Below are 18,341 nucleotides of genomic sequence, written 5' to 3'. Positions count from 1 at the left end.
CCGGTAGTAAGTCTGAACCGTCACACCGATTTGCCGAACGGCTTCCTGAACCGAGCTCCCTTGCCCTTGCAGCACCTCAACCTGTCGCAGCTTCAGCACGATGTCCTCGGGCTTCTCTCGTTTGCCTGCCATCTCGTCGTCCTCCTGAAAACGGGATATTCCTATCCCAAAAGGTGGACCACTTCAGTGGGGGCACTCCACGCTCAAGGGAGATCTGGCGGGTTTCCCCCGCCCAGCTGATCTAGGAATTTGCATCTGCGCTGCCCGAATATCGGTCAACCGCTTCGCAGTCCAATCGCGACAATCGTACCGCTCATGCGTCCATTGGAGCGATCCGCTGACGGTGGACTCTCTAGGGTCGTTTCGGCTCATCGCCAGGCGTCGAAGTAGACGTTCAATCGTTAATGGGTATCACTTGGAAGTCTGCTAACCAGGAAGGGATCCATACACATCGCAACCTTAATACAACGAATCCCTGCAGTTTCAGGGACAGAACTCGGCCAGTTGCCTTGGATCGACCTAAACCGCGTGACATCAACATCTGTAGGATTGATTTTGACGCGACAGGTCATCATTTGGAAACCGCGCGCCTATTGCCAAGGTGCTCGTTGCCCGAAAGAAAGAGCCAAGTGATCAATGAAGAGCCGAAGTTTCGGGGGCATGTGCTTGACTGGCGGCCAAACAGCTTGCACGGGTAGCGGATCTGGAGCCAAGTCAGGCAGAACCTGAACCAGGCGTTCATGCTTTAGATCATCATAAACGATGAACATGGGGAGAAGCGCTATCCCGAGACCTTCCAAAGCCATGTCGCGCATCGCGTCCCCATTGTTTGTCATGACTCTGGATGGGACAGGCGGATCAACTGGCCTGTCAAACTGCCAGATTTCGCCCAGCCGCTTGTTCTGGTATCCAATTGCGGCATGCTCCCTGAGCTGCTCTGGCCTATTAATCTGGCCATGCTTTTCCAGGTACTCAGGGCTTGCGACAATCGCTCGGGGGTCCTCGCAAACCTTGCGAACAACAAGGGTACTGTCGGGCATCCTACCAACACGGATAGCAGCATCAAAACCGGATCGGGCCAGATCAACCATTGCATCATCGTATTCGATAGCGATATCGAGATTGGGGTGCATGCTGGCGAAATTGGCGGCCATACGTCCAACGTGACGGATCCCGAAGCTCATCGGCGCCGAGATCCTCAGCCGCCCTTGCAAACCATGGTCACCCTCCGCCACCCACTCCGTTGCCATGACAAGCTCACTGAACGCGGGCCGAACCCGCTCAGCAAGTGCAAGGGCAGCATCCGTCACTCTGATCCGGCCTGCATGGCGCGTAAACAGAGTAACGCCAAGCGCCTTTTCGAGATCACTAATACGTTTGCTGATAACGGATTTTGACAATCCGCCACGCGTGGCAGTCTCTGAAATGGACCCGGTGTCCACCACACTGAGGAAGGTTTCAATTTCGTTTATGTTCCAGCGCATAAAACCAGCATAGTCATGATTTGAAAGTACGGGAAATAATATCGTTCAGTGACTGCGAACGCCGAGTTGCAACCACGTTGACTTCCAGCATTGGCCGCACCGGTTCAGTCCATAGAAATTCGGTTGCTTGTTCTCATTGATGCCCTTCGCTGTACTTATAATTGCCCGTAGAGGGCAGACCCAAGAGAGCGCACTCACCGGAAGGCACGCCGCAAACCCGCAAGGAATAGTCACCTTGACCTGCGCCATTGCTCAGCGAGATTTTTCGAACACCAGGTTCTGCTTTCAGGAACGCGTCATGCGTTGAATGCCTGTCTTCTCCCCCCAATTGAAAGACAGCCACGGCTTCCCCGTGAAGAAAGGAGTTTCGAAGTGAGACAGATCTTATCTACGAGCAAGACCGGCCCCGGTCATTGGGTGGGCGATGGGTTTCCAGTGCGATCCCTGTTTTCGCATATGGGCGGGAAAAACAGCCATGATCCGTTCCTGATGCTGGATTACGCCGGGCCGCATCGTTTCAACCCAGCGGACCATCCGAGAGGCGTCGATGTGCATCCGCACAAAGGGTTCGAAACCGTCACCATCGTCTATCTGGGCGAGGTCGAACACGGCGATTCCACAGGGCGCGGCGGAGTGATCCGGGAAGGTGATGTGCAGTGGATGACCGCGGCAGACGGCATTTTACATAAGGAGTATCACAGTCAGGAGTTCACCCGCAGGGGCGGAACGCTCGAAATGGTCCAGCTCTGGGTAAACCTGCCGGCCAAGGATAAATCTGCAAATCCGGGTTACCAGGGCATCACGAATGCAGAGATTCCCAGTATTGACCTTGCAGATGATGCCGGGCGGCTGCGGGTCATCGCAGGCGAATACAACGACCACAACGGGCCTGCACGCACCTTCACGCCGATGGAGGTCTGGGACTTACGATTGAACGCGCACAAGGGGGCTTCGTTGGCGCCGCCAGAGGGCCAGAATGTGACGGTAGTTGTGCTCGACGGCGAAGTAACCATCAATGGCAGCGCCCCCCTAGTGGGCCCGGCAACTGCACGCGTAGGGAAGAAGGGCGCGGTTCGGCTGGAAGCTGCTACCAGTGCCAAGCTCTTGATCCTATCGGGTGAGCCGATTGACGAACCAGTCGCAGCCTATGGGCCCTTTGTGATGAACACTCAGGAGGAAATCCATCAGGCGATTTCCGAATTTCAATCCGGAAAGTTCGGCACTCTGTAAGGGACTTCCGGACAGGATCGCGGCGGCGGGGCAGCGCCCGCCGCCCTAGCGGGTCAGCCAGGCGCGCGCGGCGTTCAGATCCGCGGGTGAAATTTCATGACCTGCCTCAACATCCTCGCTTTCAACACCCGCACCACTGTCCTGCAACCATTGGGCCAAGCGCGGCGCCTCAGAGCTGAGAGGGTCATCGCGGCCGGTCAGCAATAAGACCTGGGCCGAGGACAGATCCACCTGGGGCAGCTCTATAAGCACCGGGATCGCCCGCAGCAGTATAGCGCGGCGGATCAAGCCGGGATGTAGCGCCATAACGGAGGCTGCAAAGTTTGCGCCGTTGGAATAGCCCAGCACCGTAACCGCTTCGGTGTCCAGCCCATATCCTTGAACAGCAGCGTGCAGAAAGGCCTCAAAGGCCCGCGCCTCGGCGCGAATATCCTCCTGGTCGAAAGTTTCCACATCAAACCGCCGGAAAAACCGGGTGACATGCTCTTCGGTGGCACGACCCCGAACGCCAAGCAGGGTTGCCCTTGGGTTGAGGCGTGCAGCGAGAGGCATCAAATCCGCTTCATTGCCACCGGTTCCATGCAACAAGAGCATAACCGAGCCGTCGGGGTCTTCGGGATGGCGAAACCGATGCACGAAAGGCAGAGACCGCTTGGGCATCCTTGGTTCGCCTGGCTGCGCGAATTGTGGCAGCATCGCGCGCAGGTCTGCGGCTCGGGCGGTGTCATGGTCGGGTATGAGCAACGTTTCTCCCAGATGGCCTGCTGGCTCATCCACCGCAAATCCAGGTGCGTCGGTTGCGTACTCGAATAGGAGACCAGCCGGATCCCGGGCGTATAACGACAAAAAGTACTTTCGATCATGAACATTGGTCGGCTCATGAGCACGCGCCAACGACACCCGCATCTCTCGGAGTGCCGCGGCATCCGGTGCGCGGAAGGCCACGTGGTCAAGAACGCCGGTGCCGGGAATGCCGCTAAAGAACCCGCGCGTATCACGGATATCTATCGCATCGGTATCGGACACCATCCTCTGGATCTGACCTTCTGTCGCGCTCATGCGGTAACCGAACTTTTCGGCGAACTCCGCTGTTGCCGCAGGATCCCCGGAAAACAGCGTGACTGCCCGCAGGCGGGTGGGTGCAACTTGACCAGTTTGCAGAGGTTCGCGCCCCAGATCCGTACCAACCAGCTTCACTATGATGCCATCGGGGTCTTTCAGTCGTAGAACGGTTTCACCGAACTCGCGCGTGGGCTGTTCAACAGGCATTCTGACGTCTAAGGCGCGTGTCAGCCATTCTCCGATGCTGTCGAGTGGAACTGCAAACGCAATCTCGCCAGCCTGACCCTCTCCAACCCGTCCTGTTGCACCGTCTTCCCATACTAGGAAGGACACCACAGATCCGGGCGCGCCGTGTACGTCGCCATAAAACAGGTGCAGCTGCTCGGCGTCTTCATACCCGCCAGTTTGTTTGACAAGGTGCAGGCCGAGAAATCCCATGTAGAAGTCGACGTTGGCCTGAACGTTCTTTGTGATGCCTGTCACATGATGAATTCCCGAAGGCATTTGCACCCCTCATTCAGCGTACTGCTCAGCATAACCCTGTTCAGATCCATGTGAAGAGCACGCGGGTGAACACCGCTTTCGCCTAAAACGAACAGCGGGCGGCTTCTGCATCCACTGCGATGAGCTATCATTATTCTGCACCCAATCGCAAAGGAGTTTGAAATGAGCTGGAATCCCGCACTTGACCCTGGATGCCCTGACGGCGTTGACATCGACTCCATTGAAACTCTGATCATTCCTCGAGCGCATGATCTGGGCGGGTTTGAAGTTCGCCGCGCGCTGCCCGCACCAAAGCGCCAGATGGTTGGACCGTTTATCTTCTTTGATCAGGCGGGGCCCGCAGAATTCCTCACAGGTTCGGGGATAGACGTGCGCCCCCACCCGCACATCGGATTGGGCACGGTGACCTACCTGTATCAAGGAGACTTCCACCACCGCGACAGCCTTGGCACCGATCAGGTCATTCGACCCGGCGCTTTGAATTGGATGGTCGCCGGAAAGGGGGTCACCCACTCCGAGCGCACCTCGTCCGAGGCTCGCAGCGGGCCGCACTCGCTGTTCGGCATCCAGACTTGGATGGCGCTGCCTGAAGACAAGGAAGACATTGATCCCCTGTTTGAGCATCACGGCAAGGAGAGCCTGCCTGAAATCGAGTCGGAAGGCGTCCGTGCCAAGTTGATCCTGGGTTCAGCATACGGTGAGGCGGCCCCAGCGACCCTTTTTTCCGAAACCTTCTATCTGGATGTCATCCTTGAACCCGGTGCGCGCTTTCCGCTTCCGGATGAACACGAAGACCGCGGCATTTACGTATCACAGGGCAGCGTGAAGATTGCAGGTCAGGAATTTGAAGCGGGCCGAATGATGGTCTTCCGCCCAGGTGATCAGATCACGGTGGCCGCTGGCCCTGCCGGCGCACGGCTAATGGCCTTGGGAGGTGCGACACTCAACGGCCCCAGATATGTCTGGTGGAACTTCGTTGCCTCAAGCCAGGAGAAGATACAGCATGCCAAGGAAGAGTGGCGTGCGGAAAGATGGGGAACAGGGCAGTTTGATCTACCACCGAATGACCGGAGCGAACATATCCCTCTGCCGGGTCGGTGAAGCTGAGCCCCGTGCCGAATGTGTTTAACCAGATTGCCCTTGGCGGTTGCTGTCTCTCCGCCAAGGGCTTGTTTGGCACGGTCTTAGACCACGGCCCGTTTATGAGGTTACGGGCGTCGCGTTGTAGCTGCTGATCAGGTTGCGGTAATCCGGTATGTGGTTAGAGAACAAGGCTCCCAATCCTTCGATGTCATTGCGCCAGTCACGGTGCAGTTCGCAGGCCATGCCGAACCATGACGTCAATTGCGCGCCCGCAGCTGACATCCGGTCCCATGCAGCGTCCCGCGTGATCTGATTGAATGTCCCGGAGGCATCCGTCACGACAAAGACGTCGTACCCTTCTTCGATCGCTGACAGGACCGGGAATGCCACGCAAACTTCTGTCACCACGCCGGCAACAATCAGTTGCTTCTTGCCGGTCGCTTTCACGGCAGCGACGAAGTCCTCGTTGTCCCAGGCGTTGATTTGTCCAGGACGGGCGATGTAGGGGGCGTCCGGGAAAAGTTCCTTCAGTTCTGGAACCAGCGGCCCGTTGGGGCCGTCCTCGAAACTGGTGGTGAGGATCGTCGGCAGGCCGAAGTACTTTGCGGCATCTGCCAAGGCCAGAACATTGTTCTTGAACTTGTCGGGGTCAATGTCCCGCACCAACGAGAGAAGCCCGGCCTGGTGGTCGACCATCAGAACAGCGGCATCGTTTTTATCGAGGCGTTTGTATTGAGGTGTCATGTGCGTTTCCTTTCTTTTGACGCCGCAAGATGGAGTGGGATCACATATGATCGTGGCGTCTCAAGGCACATTTGCGAAGACTCCCTGCAGACAGATCCCGCCACATGCGGCAGATCTCATCTTAACATTTTCTCTGCAGTGGATCGCCGTCGGGCTGGTGGAAAGCAGTGTTCGGCAATAACGAACAGCTCTTTTGATCCTACCGTGCTGTGTTCTATCTTGTGTTGAACGGCATGCATGCACCTCATCGGTGAGCGCACAATGGGGGCGCGGGTCGGACTGGGCTTTCTCGGCCGAGAGCGGTTTGAACTTGCGCTTGTCGCCCCCGCGCCCCCGGTAGGTCATCTGCCAGACGGGGTTTCCCCCCTGCTGCTGCACTTTCCGCTTCAGCACCGGCGACTGATCCACCATCGCCACCGCATCCTGGAACAGGATCCCCGCCTGGTCTTTCTTGGCCGCCGCCGCATAGATCTCCGCCCGTGGCTCGCCATCGGCCACCATCATGTAAAGGCCAATGCCGCCCAGCATCGGCGATTTGCCGTTGCCCTTGCCTTCCTCATCGTAAAACCGCGTGAACCGCCGGAGCCACGCGCCGTGCTGGGCGCTGTACTGTTTCCAGCCAAAGAGCGAGCCGATGCGGAACGCTTGGCCGGGATGCAGCTCAAAGGGCCGCCCCTCGAACTGCCCGCCATTGAGCCGCAGCACCTGCGGAAAGAACCGGATCGCCCGCAGCGCCGCCGCCAGATCCCACTTGAGCCCGCGTTTGGGCCCCTCGACCAGATCGCGCAGATGCCGATCCGCCGCCGCCCTCACATAGGGCCCGGCCACAACCTCGCCGGCCTGCACCGCTTGCGCCCAGGCTGTCACCGGATCCTCGCTGGCCGAGACCCGGTCAGGGGATGCGCTCACGTCAGATAGCTCTCGGGCCCATCGGGATCGGCAAAACTGAAGCCCATCTGCCCTGCCCCCGAGAGGCCCCGCTCCGCCGCCGGCGCCATGCCAAAGTCATTGGCCAGCCAGCGGATCTGGCGGAAGGTCTCATTGAGCTGCGCCACTTAGGGCCGCGCCTTGATCTGCACCCCGTTGCGCGTCTCGCTCTCATAGGTCTCGCCGGTCTCTTCCAGCTCCAGACGTTCAAACCGCAGCACCGCTTTGCAGAGCTGTTTGAACATCATCACATTGCTGGGCTTCAACCGGTCCACGGTCGGATGACACAGCGGCAGCGCCAGCCGGTCAAAGGTCCAGCGCAGCTCACCAGTCAGCCCCTCGGGCCGGATCTCCTCCAGGCGCAGCCGCGCCCGCTCTTACAGATTGTGAAGCGGCGCACCCTCTTCCGCGAGGGCCACAACTTTTTCCTCTGCCGGTCTGCGCCCTCGCATATCCCGATCAACTCCTTGTTCATGTGGCTTTTTCTATTCAATTTCCACTTCGCACAGACAAAGGATCCCCCTCCGGTTGCCAGTGCTTCCGGAATTCCTTCGTACCCTCCCCCCGGGGTGGGCGGGCTGCAGCGTCAGCGGTTGGCCGGGTGCTGTGGATCCACCGGCCAGCCATCCGCGCCGCGCTTTTGTGAGAAAGGACTGAGGGCCCAGAGCCGACCGTCACTCTAGGCGCCGCGGATGACCGGTCTCAGCCCAATCACGACATTCATGCAGGGTGCAGCGAAGGCGCTGCTGCGAGCGCGAGCGCTTTCCCGAAAGCCGCCGTTCAGCAGGCGGTGGCGGCCCTGGCTGATGCTGCGATCAGCTCCAGAGGCAGCGAAGCGCAGGAAGCCGCCGCTGCAAAGTTGCGAACCGTCTTCGCCCTTCGGAACCTGATCGGCCCATTCCTGCCGTTGGCCGATACCTAGCAATGCTGCGATGCGGCCGTCGAACCTGCCACTCGCTGCGACTGCCAAAAACAAGAGGGACGCGGATTCACAGTTCGCGGGACTTACCAGTCATTGTGTCTTGCCCGCCCAATGGCTGGTTTAAGCGCATTGCGACATCGCTACCTATGGAAGATCCACTTCGTGATCTTGTCGTGACCAACTTCAGCAACCTTGGTTTGCTTCGTCGCAGTAAGGAAAGCGGCCGTTCAATCGCGTGCGCGCATCTCCAAAGCATCTTCGGTTGTCAGGATATGTCCGGCGTAACCCCACGAACCGCTGCTCACTTCATGTACGCGGACGGACGTCCCGGCCCTGATGGTCTGACCCGCGACTTCGCCAAATGCGTCTGTCACCTTTCGGATGATCTCGGCTTTCTCCTCCGCCGAAAATACACCTTCTAGAACTTGGATATCGATGGATGGCATCGCCTTCTCCTTTGTTTGTGGTCTCGCAGGAGATCGATCATTTGAACGATCGTCTGGCACGCAACATGACATATGATGTTTTTACGTGTAAAACTGTCCGCCAAAACAGAAAGGAACTATGGGATGGCTGCGATGACTTCCTTCCGCTCTGTCGTTGATCCTGCAGATTGTGATTTTCTGGGTCACATGAATGTTTCGAGATACTTTGCCGCCTGTTCAGACGGTGTTTTCGCCATTCAATCAGAGATGGGGTTGACGGCCAGTGACATGCGCTCGGGTCGCAGGCTGTCGTTTGCAGTCGTACATGCCGAAAGCGATTTTCGATCCGAGCTGTCTGCAGGTGATGCAATTCGGCTGGAGACATCGATCATTGAGATGGGTGCCAAATCCATCACTTTCCGGCACCGGCTTGTAAGGTCCGAAGACGATGCAACGGCGTTTGAAACAGTGTTCAAATGTGTGATGCTGAGTCTGGAAACACGCAGAGCAACGGACATTCCGGATGAAGTCCGGCAGAGGGCGGACGCCTGGCAGGAAGAAGCCACCCAACAGAGATAGGACACAGCCTTCACTTCATCTGATGGCAGAATGCATGGCTGCAAAAAGACAATTCGAAGAAAATTTGAATGTTCAGAACTGAGGCGGGCAGAACATGACAAACACGGAATGGCAACTCAGCGGCAACATGGCCGAACGATACGAAGAATACCTCGTACCCGTCATTTTTGCGCCGTGGGCCAACGACGTAATTGTGCGCGCCGACCTTGCCTCCGGCGACAGTCTTCTCGACCTTGCGTGCGGAACAGGCATTGTCGCGCGACTGGCAGCACAATCCGGTGTCACGGCGACTGGCGGTGACATCAATCTTGGCATGTTGGCAGTGGCAAAAGAACGCTCGGCAGGGCTGGACGCAACGTTCCATTCCGCAGATGCACAACGCCTGCCTTTCGATGATGAAAGTTTTGATGTTGTCATATGTCAGCAAGGCCTTCAATTCTTTCCAGACAAGCTCGGCGCGCTGTCCGAGTGTTTGCGGGTCATAAAGCCAGGTGGCCAGGCTGTGTTTTGCACGGCGCGTGGGTTGGAGGAAAATCCTTTAATGCAGGCACAGGTTACCGCCTTTGGCAGGCATTTTGGCGAAGAAACAACCGGAGCGATCCGTGCCGTTTGTGGCTTTCCTGATCCCGATGAGATGCGGTCTGTATTCGAAGGCGCAGGTTTCGGGCAGGTCGCCGTTGAGAAAGTTGTTCTTGATCTTGAAGCTGAAGATGGGTCCGCATTTGTGAACGGATTGATGATGGCCACTCCGGTTGCCGACCGCATAGCGGCAATGACCCCCGCTGACAGAGCGACACTGCACGACGATATCCTAAAGGGGTTCGGAACTTGGTATGATGGTTCCGCGCTTCGTTTCCCCCATAGCGCCAACGTTGTTCTAGCATCGCGTTCGGCGTGAACTCTCAGGGCAACCATCCAGGGGAGCACCTTCAACGAATGGCCAGTTTTTCAAAAGCTTATGGGCCGCCAATGAATTTTAATGACCTTCGCGCTGGATGGCGGCTTAGCGGAACAGTGACGCTTCTCGTCCGCAACTGCAGAAAATCAACGAGCTGAGTTACCTGCGCCGCCAACGGCAGTTTTGTGCAACATTTGGTCATCCGTGCATAGTGCAGCATCGGTCGAACTGGGCTCTAAGTGGACATGCGGCGGTGCGGCAGCGAAGTCGCAGCGATTCCGCACCAGGTTCCAGCCGTCAGCTGACAGCAGCCAGCCCCGAAGCGGCCATAGAAAAGGGGCCCGCTCCCAAGATGCTGCCAGTGCGAATTTACCTGGCCACTTTCCCGGAAGCAGACGCTCATCAAGGTGAGGTGTCATCTGCTGATGCTGCGGGTTGCACCAGCGGCAGAGATGCTGAAGATACCTGCCTTTGCAAAATCATGGCTGCCACGCGATGCCGTGAGGGCTGAACAAGCTGCATTAGCGCTCTGTCACGAGGCCTAGATCCTTCTTGACACGATGAAACGAACTATTCGTACATGGTGTGTAGAACACATGCATCAACGTCATTGATGGGAGGTTTCCTTAGCGTGTTTACTCTCACACCTATTTGACAGTACATGCTTGGACGCGATCACATGGCCTCCCTGATTGGATTGGGAAGCCGTCAGCTTGAATTGGTTGGATTTTCAGCTATGGACGAGAGAAACATCCGCCTGCACTTTGAAGGCCCTAGAACCGCCGGGCACACTTTGCCTGCCCAAGTCATGGTCCGTGCCTTAGATAACATTCAACAGATTGTATATCTCTTGGCAAAACAAGAACGTGGCGACGTTATGAAGCAAAGGGCGAGGGTATCTCGCGAAGTCGAGAAGACATTCGCTCTAATTTGCCAGATTCCCGAAAGCGGTGGGTACGCTCTGCCTCAGGAGATTGGCGATCCATCTGAAGATTTCTTCAACGAAGACGAAATAAAATCTGTTGCGAATAAGTTTACATTGCTTACTGAAGCGATCGAAGCAGGAAACGTCACCGATGTCTCCCAAGTCGTTCCTGATCATGTTTACCGTTCAGCGATCCTGAAGCGATATAAAGCCGCGCAACCCCCGAAGAGATCTGGCCTAATACTTTCTATTGAGGACTACAAGCAACGATGTCTCTTGGGTGGCAAGGACGCCTTAGACAAAATTGAGAATATTGAAGCTGCCGGAAAAGTGCATGAGTTAGGAGAGACGCCTGGGTATCTGATTGGTACTCTTGTAAAGATGGACTTTGTTCAAAGGTCATTGTCTCTGAAACTTCTGAGTGGGCGCACGGTTCAAGCCTTTTACCAAGACGATTTCGAACCAACCCTACTAGAAAATGCCCGAGGGCAAATCCAGATCCACGGCAACATCCAGTATGACGAGAAGAGTGACCCTACTCTGGTTTCAGATGTGGATGATGTGACCGAGCTTGATCTTTCCACCATCACGGTAAAAAATTTCGAACACAACGACGGCTACCTATCAGTATATCCTCCACTGAGCTTTGAAATCGAACTCGACGAAGAAAGTGGGTTTCTGTCCACTTCGGGTGACTTCGGTATATTGGTTTGCGCTGAGACACGATCAGCATTGGAAGATGAAATAGACGAGGCCCTTAAAATGCTTTGGATCGAGTACGCTCAAGAGAAGGACAAGGCGCTGTCGCCTAAAGCCATTGAGCTTGCAAAGGAGCTCAGAAAGCGAATTTCGGAGAATTTGTCCTGATGTCTATGAAGCGTGATGATGTTGAAGCAGCGTTGCTTCGAAAAGGATTTCAGAAGAATAATACCGACCATTCCTACTTTCATTTTTATGATAAGAACGGCAAGAAAACTATCGTGAACACCAAGACGTCCCGTGGCACTAAGTATAAAACTCTAGGACCTCCACTTGTCTCCCAGATGGCGCGCCAATGCAAATTGACAAAACCACAATTTCAGGAACTTGTGGACTGTACGCTTAGCCACGAGAAATACGAGGAGTTACTGAATGAATCTGGACATATTTAGGCCAAGCTAATCGGTGTCTCTCTAAATACTCATTTTTTCATACTGCATTCTTAGCAAGAGCCCGCTATCGGGAAGATGGCCATCTCGCTTAGCTCCTGCAGCAGAGTTGATGCTGCGCCACGCGCGAATGTCGTCGAAGGGCTGGCTGCTGTCAGCCGACGGCAAGTCACATCGTCCTCAAAGCTACGTTTCCATCACAGGAAAGCATCGATCCCCTAATTGACCTCTGCTACGCGATGCTCTTATGACAGCTATATGCAGCGAAGCGGACTTGGAATAGTAAATCGAACGTTCTTGCGCAAGCCAATGTCGTTTATGAAGGTGGGCAATGCTGATTAAGCTGAGAGATTACGAACGAATTTTTCAAATCATTTCGGCAGTAGTCGAAAGCGAAGATGGTGATCCTGCCTATGCTTGCATCTACTACAGCCTCTTTGGAGCAAACATCTTGGTCGATCATTTCGGGGTAGATGCAAAGGTTCGTTGCGGTTTGGCAACGTATCACTTGGGCGATGACCATCAAGTTCTCTGTTTCGGCGAGGTAACTCATGCGGGAATAACGAGCACTAGCGAGGGATTTCATTGTTGGGTTGAGGCTGACGGGTGGTTGCTCGACTTCATGGCTCCAAACTTTGGAACACTTAAGAAGACCGCCTTTACCGCGCGTCCTAAAATGTTTCAGAAGCGCTTCTCAGACATGGCAGGAAATCCAAACGAAATGAGCCATGCTGGTCAGTTCTTTTTCCAACACAACCCAGAACTATCTGAAACTCTATTGATGCAATTTGTCGAACAGCTGGGAAATCAAGACTTGGCAAGCCTGTGCTCACAGTGGTTCAGGAAGACGCCAAAAAAGATTCAGACCTCTGTCGCAACCGCAGATCAGAATGGAAAGATTCGCCCGGTCACACTTAAAGCAGTTTCGCTCAGGTCGAAGTGGTAAGCATATTACCAATGCACGCTTTTAGCTAAATTAAAGTCGAATCTGCCATACGGGCGAACAGCAGCTTTGTCCGTTGGGCGGCTTTTCTGCAGCGTTGTAACGCTGCATGTGCAGCTAAAGGCAGCTTTTTGATGCGGCTGTGCGGCGAAGATTCCCGCTTCAACAAGCTGAAAGGCTGAGTTTGCAAATGCGCTATCTGCGCATCGCTGCCACTAATTGGGGGCGCAGCATCAGCCGGAGCGGCCACCACCTCTTGGATGGCAGCTTTCGGGAACTTAGGAAGTAAGTGCCGATACCAATTGGTTAATTCATGCCAAATGCTCATCCATCCATTTAACCGCTTCTGGTGAAGGATCGAATGACCACCCGTCGCCAGATCGCTTCCAATACAGTAGGTCAATTTGTTCATCAGCAAAAACAAGTTCTGTAACGATTTGCAGCAGCCAAGCCATCATCATCATTGATCCCATTATGAAACCAAGCGCTTCATCGTCCGATGTGTATTGTTTTGGCATGTCTAGTGTGGAGTGACCTTTACCAATATGGACAAAATCATTACTCAACATGCGCCACAAGGGTGGAAGTATAGGTAATGTATTTTTTGCCCAGGTGACGCACTTGCTCGACGCCAACTTGCCTGAGTGAAACTGCTCCAATGCTTCCGAGTTGGTAGCAAGTGCAAGAACGGTAGCAAGCGTTTCGACAACCATTCGAGCCAAGGAACCATATTGTCTTGGAAACCCGTGCCGCGCGACTTCTAAACTAGCAACGTAAGAGTTCGATGCACTAGATAAAAGGCGAGCAGACGTCGCTTTAAATCCGTTATCGTCAATGTGGGGGAGATGTCGCAGCAACATACCTTGAACTGATGAAAACAGCACGCTGCACTCTGCAATTTCATGTTTAGCCAGCCTGTCAAATGATCTTGCCACGCGCGGGCCGTCACGTTTAAGTTGATTCACCAAAATATCATTAGTCAGAATAAACTTCACTTTCTTATCGTGATCGATTTCAGTATGTGCAATTTTTTTCTTTTGAGGGATGCCTTTTCGATCTCTATTGAGGCGCGCATCAGATTTTCTGGTCATCTTAATTTTCCATCTCTATAAGTCGGCGTAATAGTGGAACCTTTAACATTCGTCGAGCAGAGTGTTGAACTGGCGAAAGCCTACTTTGGCTCACCCGCAACGAATGTCGCTTTGTCCGCACTGTTTGAACGCACTGGGTTCAAAACTTCACAGTCGCAGCGAACGGCGGGAATGGTGTACTGCGCCGCAGCTTAAAACCACTGCTGGCTGCGTCAAACGCCTGAGTTTGCAAAAGGCGCTTCCTGCGCATAGCCGACCTTGGTGCGCAGCGCAGCATGTGGGTTTCGTTCGGCCAGGGCTTGAATGGCCGCTTTTGCCCGCTTGGCGCGGAACCTTCGCAGACGCAGCCAAGGTCCGGTTGCCGCCCTTCGTGTCGGCGCCTGGCGTAAAGTTGCGCCTTGCACGAATGCCGCTTGAGCTTACACCCGCCAGCTGCGGCCATCAGCCCAAGCGGCTGCGTTGGTCTTGACCGACCTAAGGCGCGCGCTCGCATCAACCACTCAATGCGACAGCGGGCTGCTTGCCATCGCCTCCGCCCTCGACAGCATCCTGGACACATGGCGCAGATTGAGTTCATGCGCCTGAGCAATCTGATCGATCACCTCGCAGATCGCGCCCAGGGCAGCATCAGACAGCCCCCGTCGTGCGGCCTCGCGCTCCGCGAAGGAGATGAGATCACTCTTGCCAGGGCCGACTAGACGCAGGATGTCCAGGCGGCTCAGGAACGGGGCCGGAAGCGTCCTCAGGCTGTTCGAGGTCAGGACCCAGCTGATCCAGGACATGTCGAAGCCGACCTGATAATAGGGGCACTTCCATGCCACGGCAGACGAGCGCTCCAGCAGCGGCAGCAGCCCGTCGGCCAAGCCGTAGGCCTGTCCCTTGGTCGAGGTCGGCCTCCCGGCCTTCTCGATCTCGTCGATCACCACGATCGGGTTCGCGCAGAGGCTCTGCACGATGGCCTGCAGAGGCCGTCCAGGGAAGGCCGAACCCCAGCCGCGTTGCGAGCCGTTCACGACGAAGGAGGCCTGCTCTGCGGTTCCCTCGATGCCACAGCGCGGCACCCCGAGATGGCGCCCGAGTTCGCGCGACCACACGCTCTTGCCGCCCCCCGGCGGGCCATCGAGCAGCACGGGCGGCAGCCGGAACCCGGGCTCCCCCGCCCGCACCGAGCGGCGCATCGCCTTCCAGAGGAAGTCAGTGGCGGCCGCCATCCAGGGCATCTCGGCATGAATGGCCGCGGCGATCTCATCGGCGCGGTGTTCGCTGGCGATGCCGACCAGCTCAGCCCCGCCGCGGAACACCTCCAGCGCGCGCCGGTCATCAGACCTAAGATGGCTGAGCCCGGAAGCCTTGGCACGCGCGCCCATTACCCGGCGCGCACGGCGCAGCACCTTGTTACGGTCCTTTTCCGAGAGATGCACCGCGATGAGGTCCTCGTTCCAGCGCAACTCATCTTCAAAGTCTCTCGGCACCTTTGGGGATACCCCATCCTGAAGGGCACGGAGCTTGCGCAGGTGCCATTCGAAGCGGCGCTTGAGCGCGAACTCGTTCTCGTCGGGATCGGAGAAGTGGGCATCGATGAACTTGATTTTCGTCATGGAGGTCCTTTCTGGCGCGTTGCGCCATGCCCTCAGGCAGAGGTTCTGCATGAGGGGGATGTTGGAAAGAACCCGGCCGGGATTGGCCCTGATGGATGCCGAAAGCGCGGCTGGCCGTCAACGGCGCCCAACAGGGCGGAGCGCTACGACGGCGCATCAGAGGCCGCGAAACCGCCAGACACGCAAGCCATTGATATAAAAAGAAACCACCGACTGCAGTGCAGCCGGTGGTCATTTGATCTGTGCCGGAATGGTCAAATTACCCCGGAAATGGACATTTTATCGTAGGTCAGACACACTTCATCTCCCGCGGATAAATCACCCGCACTTAGAATGGCCGCAGCTGCGGCAGGTCATGCAGCCCTCAACCATCTGCATGTCATATTGTCCACAACTCGGGCAGGCCTTGCCGCGCGGCTGGTTCAGGTTCACCACCTGCGCCGTCGGGTCGGTCTTCAGCCCCATGCCCTCGCCTTCGATAAAGCCCGTCTTGATCATATGCGTCTCGATAACGCCGCCGATCGCCGCCAGCATGGAGGGGATGTACTTGCCCTGCATCCAGGCACCGCCCCGCGGATCGAACACGGCCTTCAGCTCCTCGACCACAAAGGACACATCACCGCCGCGCCGGAACACGGCCGAGATCATCCGGGTCAGGGCCAGCGTCCAAGCGTAGTGCTCCATGTTCTTTGAGTTGATGAAGACCTCAAACGGACGACGGTGACCGTTGATGAGAATATCGTTGATGGTCAGATAGATCGCGTGTTCACTGTCAGGCCACTTGAGCTTGTAAGTATGGCCTTCCAGGCTCTGCGGCCGGTCCAGCGGCTCCGACATGTAGACCACTTCAGCGCCATTGCCATCCAGACCGCTTTCATGCGGCGCATCGACGCTCTCGCCCGGCGCGGTATCGGCGCTTTCGGAAACAGACAGGACAGAGCCGGTGACATCATTGGGGCGATAGGTGGTGCAGCCCTTGCAGCCCTGATCCCAGGCCTGCATGTAGACGTCCTTGAAGGCCTCGAAGTCGATATCCTCGGGGCAATTGATGGTCTTGGAGATGGAACTGTCGATCCATTTCTGCGCCGCCGCCTGCATCTTCACGTGATCGGCGGGTGCCAGAGTCTGCGCGTTCACGAAATAGTCGGGCAGTTCGGCATCATCGCCGAATTTCTCGCGATACATCTGCACCGCGTAATCCACCACTTCCTCTTCGGTGCGCGAGCCGTCCTTCTGCAGCACCTTGCGGGTGTAGGCATAGGCAAACACCGGCTCGATCCCGGAGGAGACATTGCCGGCATAGAGGCTGATGGTGCCGGTGGGCGCGATCGACGTTAGCAGCGCGTTGCGGATGCCGTGCTCGCGGATGGCCTCGCGCACGTCATCATCCATGTTCATCATGTTGCCCGACGCCAGATAGGCCTCGGCATCGAACAGCGGAAAGGCGCCTTTTTCCTTAGCGAGGTCCACCGAGGCCAGATAGGCGGCGCGGGCAATCTGGTGCAGCCAGCGCTCGGTCTGACGCGCCGCCTCGTCGGAGCCATAGCGCAGCCCCAGCATCAGGAGCGCATCCGCGAGGCCAGTCACCCCGAGGCCGATGCGACGCTTGTTCTGCGCTTCCTGTGCCTGCGCCTCCAGCGGGAACTTGGAGACATCGACCACATTGTCCATCATCCGCACGGCGGTGGCGACCAGCTCTTTCAATCCCTCCGGGTCCAGCTCGGCATCGTTGTCGAACGGGTTGGTCACCAGCCGCGCGAGGTTGATCGAGCCCAGCAGACAGGCGCCATAGGGCGGCAGCGGTTGCTCGCCACAGGGGTTGGTGGCGGCGATCTGCTCGACGTAGTTCAGGTTGTTGGCGGCGTTGATCCGGTCGATGAAGATCACTCCCGGCTCGGCATAATCATAGGTCGCCTGCATGATCTTGTTCCACAGATCCCGCGCCTGCACCGTGTGATAGACCTTGCCGCCAAAGGTCAGCTCCCAGGGGCCGTCGGCCTTCACCGCATCCATGAACGGATCGGTGACCAGCACCGACATGTTGAACATGCGCAGGCGGGCGGGGTCGGATTTGGCGGTGATGAAACTCTCGATATCCGGGTGGTCGCAGCGCATGGTGGCCATCATCGCCCCGCGGCGCGAGCCCGCCGACATGATGGTACGGCACATGGCGTCCCAGACATCCATAAAGGACAATGGTCCGGACGCATCCGCCGCCACACCCTTCACATCAGCGCCGCGCGGCCGGATGGTGGAGAAATCATAGCCGATCCCGCCGCCCTGCTGCATGGTCAGGGCCGCCTCTTTCAACATGTCGAAGATGCCGCCCATGCTGTCCGGCACCGTGCCCATCACAAAGCAGTTGAACAATGTCACCTGCCGTGCAGTCCCAGCCCCGGCGGTGATCCGACCTGCCGGAAGATATTGGAAATCCTCAAGTGCGGCATAGAATTTCTCCTCCCACACGTCAGGCTTGGCCTCGGCCCGCGCCAAATCGCGGGCAATCCGCCGCCAGCTGTCCTCGACAGTGGCGTCGATCGGCGTGCCCTCAGCATCCTTGAAACGATATTTCATGTCCCAAATCTGCTCGGCGATGGGGGCGGCAAAGCGGCTCATATGGCGAATCCCTGTGGTCGGTCGGTGTGCAAACAAGCAGTGTAGATAGCCCGAGAGAGGCCCGCTCTCAACGGTGATTTCCGGACAGTTTAGCATTTTATTCACGAATACACCACAAGACCTTGCCGCCAACACTACGGGAGCTACTATATACAGCTGAAA

Annotated in this window: 17 protein-coding genes and 1 pseudogene; 6 read left to right on the top strand and 12 right to left on the bottom strand. The window is 56.6% G+C overall.

All coding sequences use genetic code 11. From position 1 onward, the window contains the following. Together CLV89_RS22960 and CLV89_RS18620 are read right to left on the bottom strand one after the other, a co-directional pair. Positions 1-132 (bottom strand): annotated as a pseudogene (locus CLV89_RS22960) (IS3 family transposase); the annotation flags it as partial. 458 nt (positions 133-590) lie between these two features. Beyond that, complete coding sequence (locus CLV89_RS18620) at positions 591-1,484, bottom strand: LysR family transcriptional regulator (protein WP_106165166.1); 894 nt, start codon at positions 1,482-1,484, stop codon at positions 591-593. A gap of 372 nt (positions 1,485-1,856) precedes the next feature. Between CLV89_RS18620 and CLV89_RS18615 the strand changes: the two genes are divergently transcribed. Next, a complete protein-coding gene (locus CLV89_RS18615; protein WP_341477127.1) occupies positions 1,857-2,714 on the top strand; it encodes a pirin family protein in 858 nt (285 codons plus the stop codon). A 45-nt stretch (positions 2,715-2,759) separates the two neighbouring features. On the opposite strand, the gene CLV89_RS18610 is transcribed toward CLV89_RS18615, so the two are convergent. After that, positions 2,760-4,280, bottom strand: coding sequence for a VOC family protein (locus CLV89_RS18610; RefSeq protein ID WP_106165164.1), 1,521 nt, complete (start codon positions 4,278-4,280; stop codon positions 2,760-2,762). Positions 4,281-4,442: 162 nt separating this feature from the next. Between CLV89_RS18610 and CLV89_RS18605 the strand changes: the two genes are divergently transcribed. After that, positions 4,443-5,381: a pirin family protein gene (locus CLV89_RS18605; protein WP_106165163.1), complete on the top strand. Its 939-nt coding sequence runs from the start codon at positions 4,443-4,445 to the stop codon at positions 5,379-5,381. 99 nt (positions 5,382-5,480) lie between these two features. Here CLV89_RS18605 and ycaC read toward each other — a convergent pair whose 3' ends face one another. The 5 genes from ycaC to CLV89_RS18580 form a co-directional block, all read right to left on the bottom strand. Further along, the gene (gene ycaC / locus CLV89_RS18600; RefSeq protein ID WP_106165162.1) at positions 5,481-6,107 is read right to left on the bottom strand and encodes an isochorismate family cysteine hydrolase YcaC; all 627 of its coding nucleotides are present in this window, start codon (positions 6,105-6,107) and stop codon (positions 5,481-5,483) included. Positions 6,108-6,167: 60 nt separating this feature from the next. Beyond that, the gene (locus CLV89_RS18595; RefSeq protein ID WP_243395076.1) at positions 6,168-7,016 is read right to left on the bottom strand and encodes a terminase large subunit domain-containing protein; all 849 of its coding nucleotides are present in this window, start codon (positions 7,014-7,016) and stop codon (positions 6,168-6,170) included. Next, on the bottom strand, positions 7,013-7,162 hold the full coding sequence (locus CLV89_RS22955) for a hypothetical protein (protein ID WP_243395075.1): 150 nt from the start codon (positions 7,160-7,162) through the stop codon (positions 7,013-7,015). The genes CLV89_RS18595 and CLV89_RS22955 overlap by 4 nt, the downstream gene beginning before the upstream one ends. Then, a complete protein-coding gene (locus tag CLV89_RS22950; RefSeq protein ID WP_243395074.1) occupies positions 7,163-7,309 on the bottom strand; it encodes a hypothetical protein in 147 nt (48 codons plus the stop codon). A gap of 874 nt (positions 7,310-8,183) precedes the next feature. Then, the gene (locus CLV89_RS18580) at positions 8,184-8,402 is read right to left on the bottom strand and encodes a tautomerase family protein (protein ID WP_106165160.1); all 219 of its coding nucleotides are present in this window, start codon (positions 8,400-8,402) and stop codon (positions 8,184-8,186) included. Positions 8,403-8,474: 72 nt separating this feature from the next. Between CLV89_RS18580 and CLV89_RS18575 the strand changes: the two genes are divergently transcribed. From CLV89_RS18575 to CLV89_RS18555, 4 genes are all read left to right on the top strand, one after another. Next, entirely contained in the window at positions 8,475-8,960 is a 486-nt protein-coding gene (locus CLV89_RS18575; protein WP_106165159.1) for an acyl-CoA thioesterase, read from the top strand. 94 nt (positions 8,961-9,054) lie between these two features. Beyond that, positions 9,055-9,858, top strand: a complete 804-nt coding sequence (locus CLV89_RS18570) for a methyltransferase domain-containing protein (RefSeq protein WP_106165158.1) — start codon at positions 9,055-9,057, stop codon at positions 9,856-9,858. 679 nt (positions 9,859-10,537) lie between these two features. Beyond that, positions 10,538-11,650, top strand: coding sequence for a hypothetical protein (locus CLV89_RS18565; protein WP_133166750.1), 1,113 nt, complete (start codon positions 10,538-10,540; stop codon positions 11,648-11,650). Between the two features lie 612 nt (positions 11,651-12,262). Beyond that, positions 12,263-12,877, top strand: a complete 615-nt coding sequence (locus CLV89_RS18555; RefSeq protein WP_106165155.1) for a DUF2026 family protein — start codon at positions 12,263-12,265, stop codon at positions 12,875-12,877. Positions 12,878-12,902: 25 nt separating this feature from the next. On the opposite strand, the gene CLV89_RS22435 is transcribed toward CLV89_RS18555, so the two are convergent. The 4 genes from CLV89_RS22435 to CLV89_RS18540 all read right to left on the bottom strand — a co-directional run bounded on the left by CLV89_RS22435 (position 12,903) and on the right by CLV89_RS18540 (position 18,179). Further along, positions 12,903-13,202, bottom strand: coding sequence for a hypothetical protein (locus CLV89_RS22435; protein WP_133166749.1), 300 nt, complete (start codon positions 13,200-13,202; stop codon positions 12,903-12,905). Then, positions 13,186-13,965, bottom strand: a complete 780-nt coding sequence (locus tag CLV89_RS22430; RefSeq protein WP_133166748.1) for a hypothetical protein — start codon at positions 13,963-13,965, stop codon at positions 13,186-13,188. The genes CLV89_RS22435 and CLV89_RS22430 overlap by 17 nt, the downstream gene beginning before the upstream one ends. A gap of 500 nt (positions 13,966-14,465) precedes the next feature. Next, positions 14,466-15,563 (bottom strand): AAA family ATPase, encoded by a 1,098-nt coding sequence (locus CLV89_RS18545; RefSeq protein WP_106165153.1) that lies wholly within the window; start codon positions 15,561-15,563, stop codon positions 14,466-14,468. 318 nt (positions 15,564-15,881) lie between these two features. Beyond that, the gene (locus CLV89_RS18540; RefSeq protein ID WP_106165152.1) at positions 15,882-18,179 is read right to left on the bottom strand and encodes an adenosylcobalamin-dependent ribonucleoside-diphosphate reductase; all 2,298 of its coding nucleotides are present in this window, start codon (positions 18,177-18,179) and stop codon (positions 15,882-15,884) included. Positions 18,180-18,341: the final 162 nt, after the last annotated feature.

The organism is Tritonibacter scottomollicae (assembly GCF_003003215.1).
GTDB classification, from domain to species: domain Bacteria; phylum Pseudomonadota; class Alphaproteobacteria; order Rhodobacterales; family Rhodobacteraceae; genus Epibacterium; species Epibacterium scottomollicae.
Note: the sequence above shows the minus strand (reverse complement) of the source record. Positions and strands in the feature narration are given on the sequence as shown.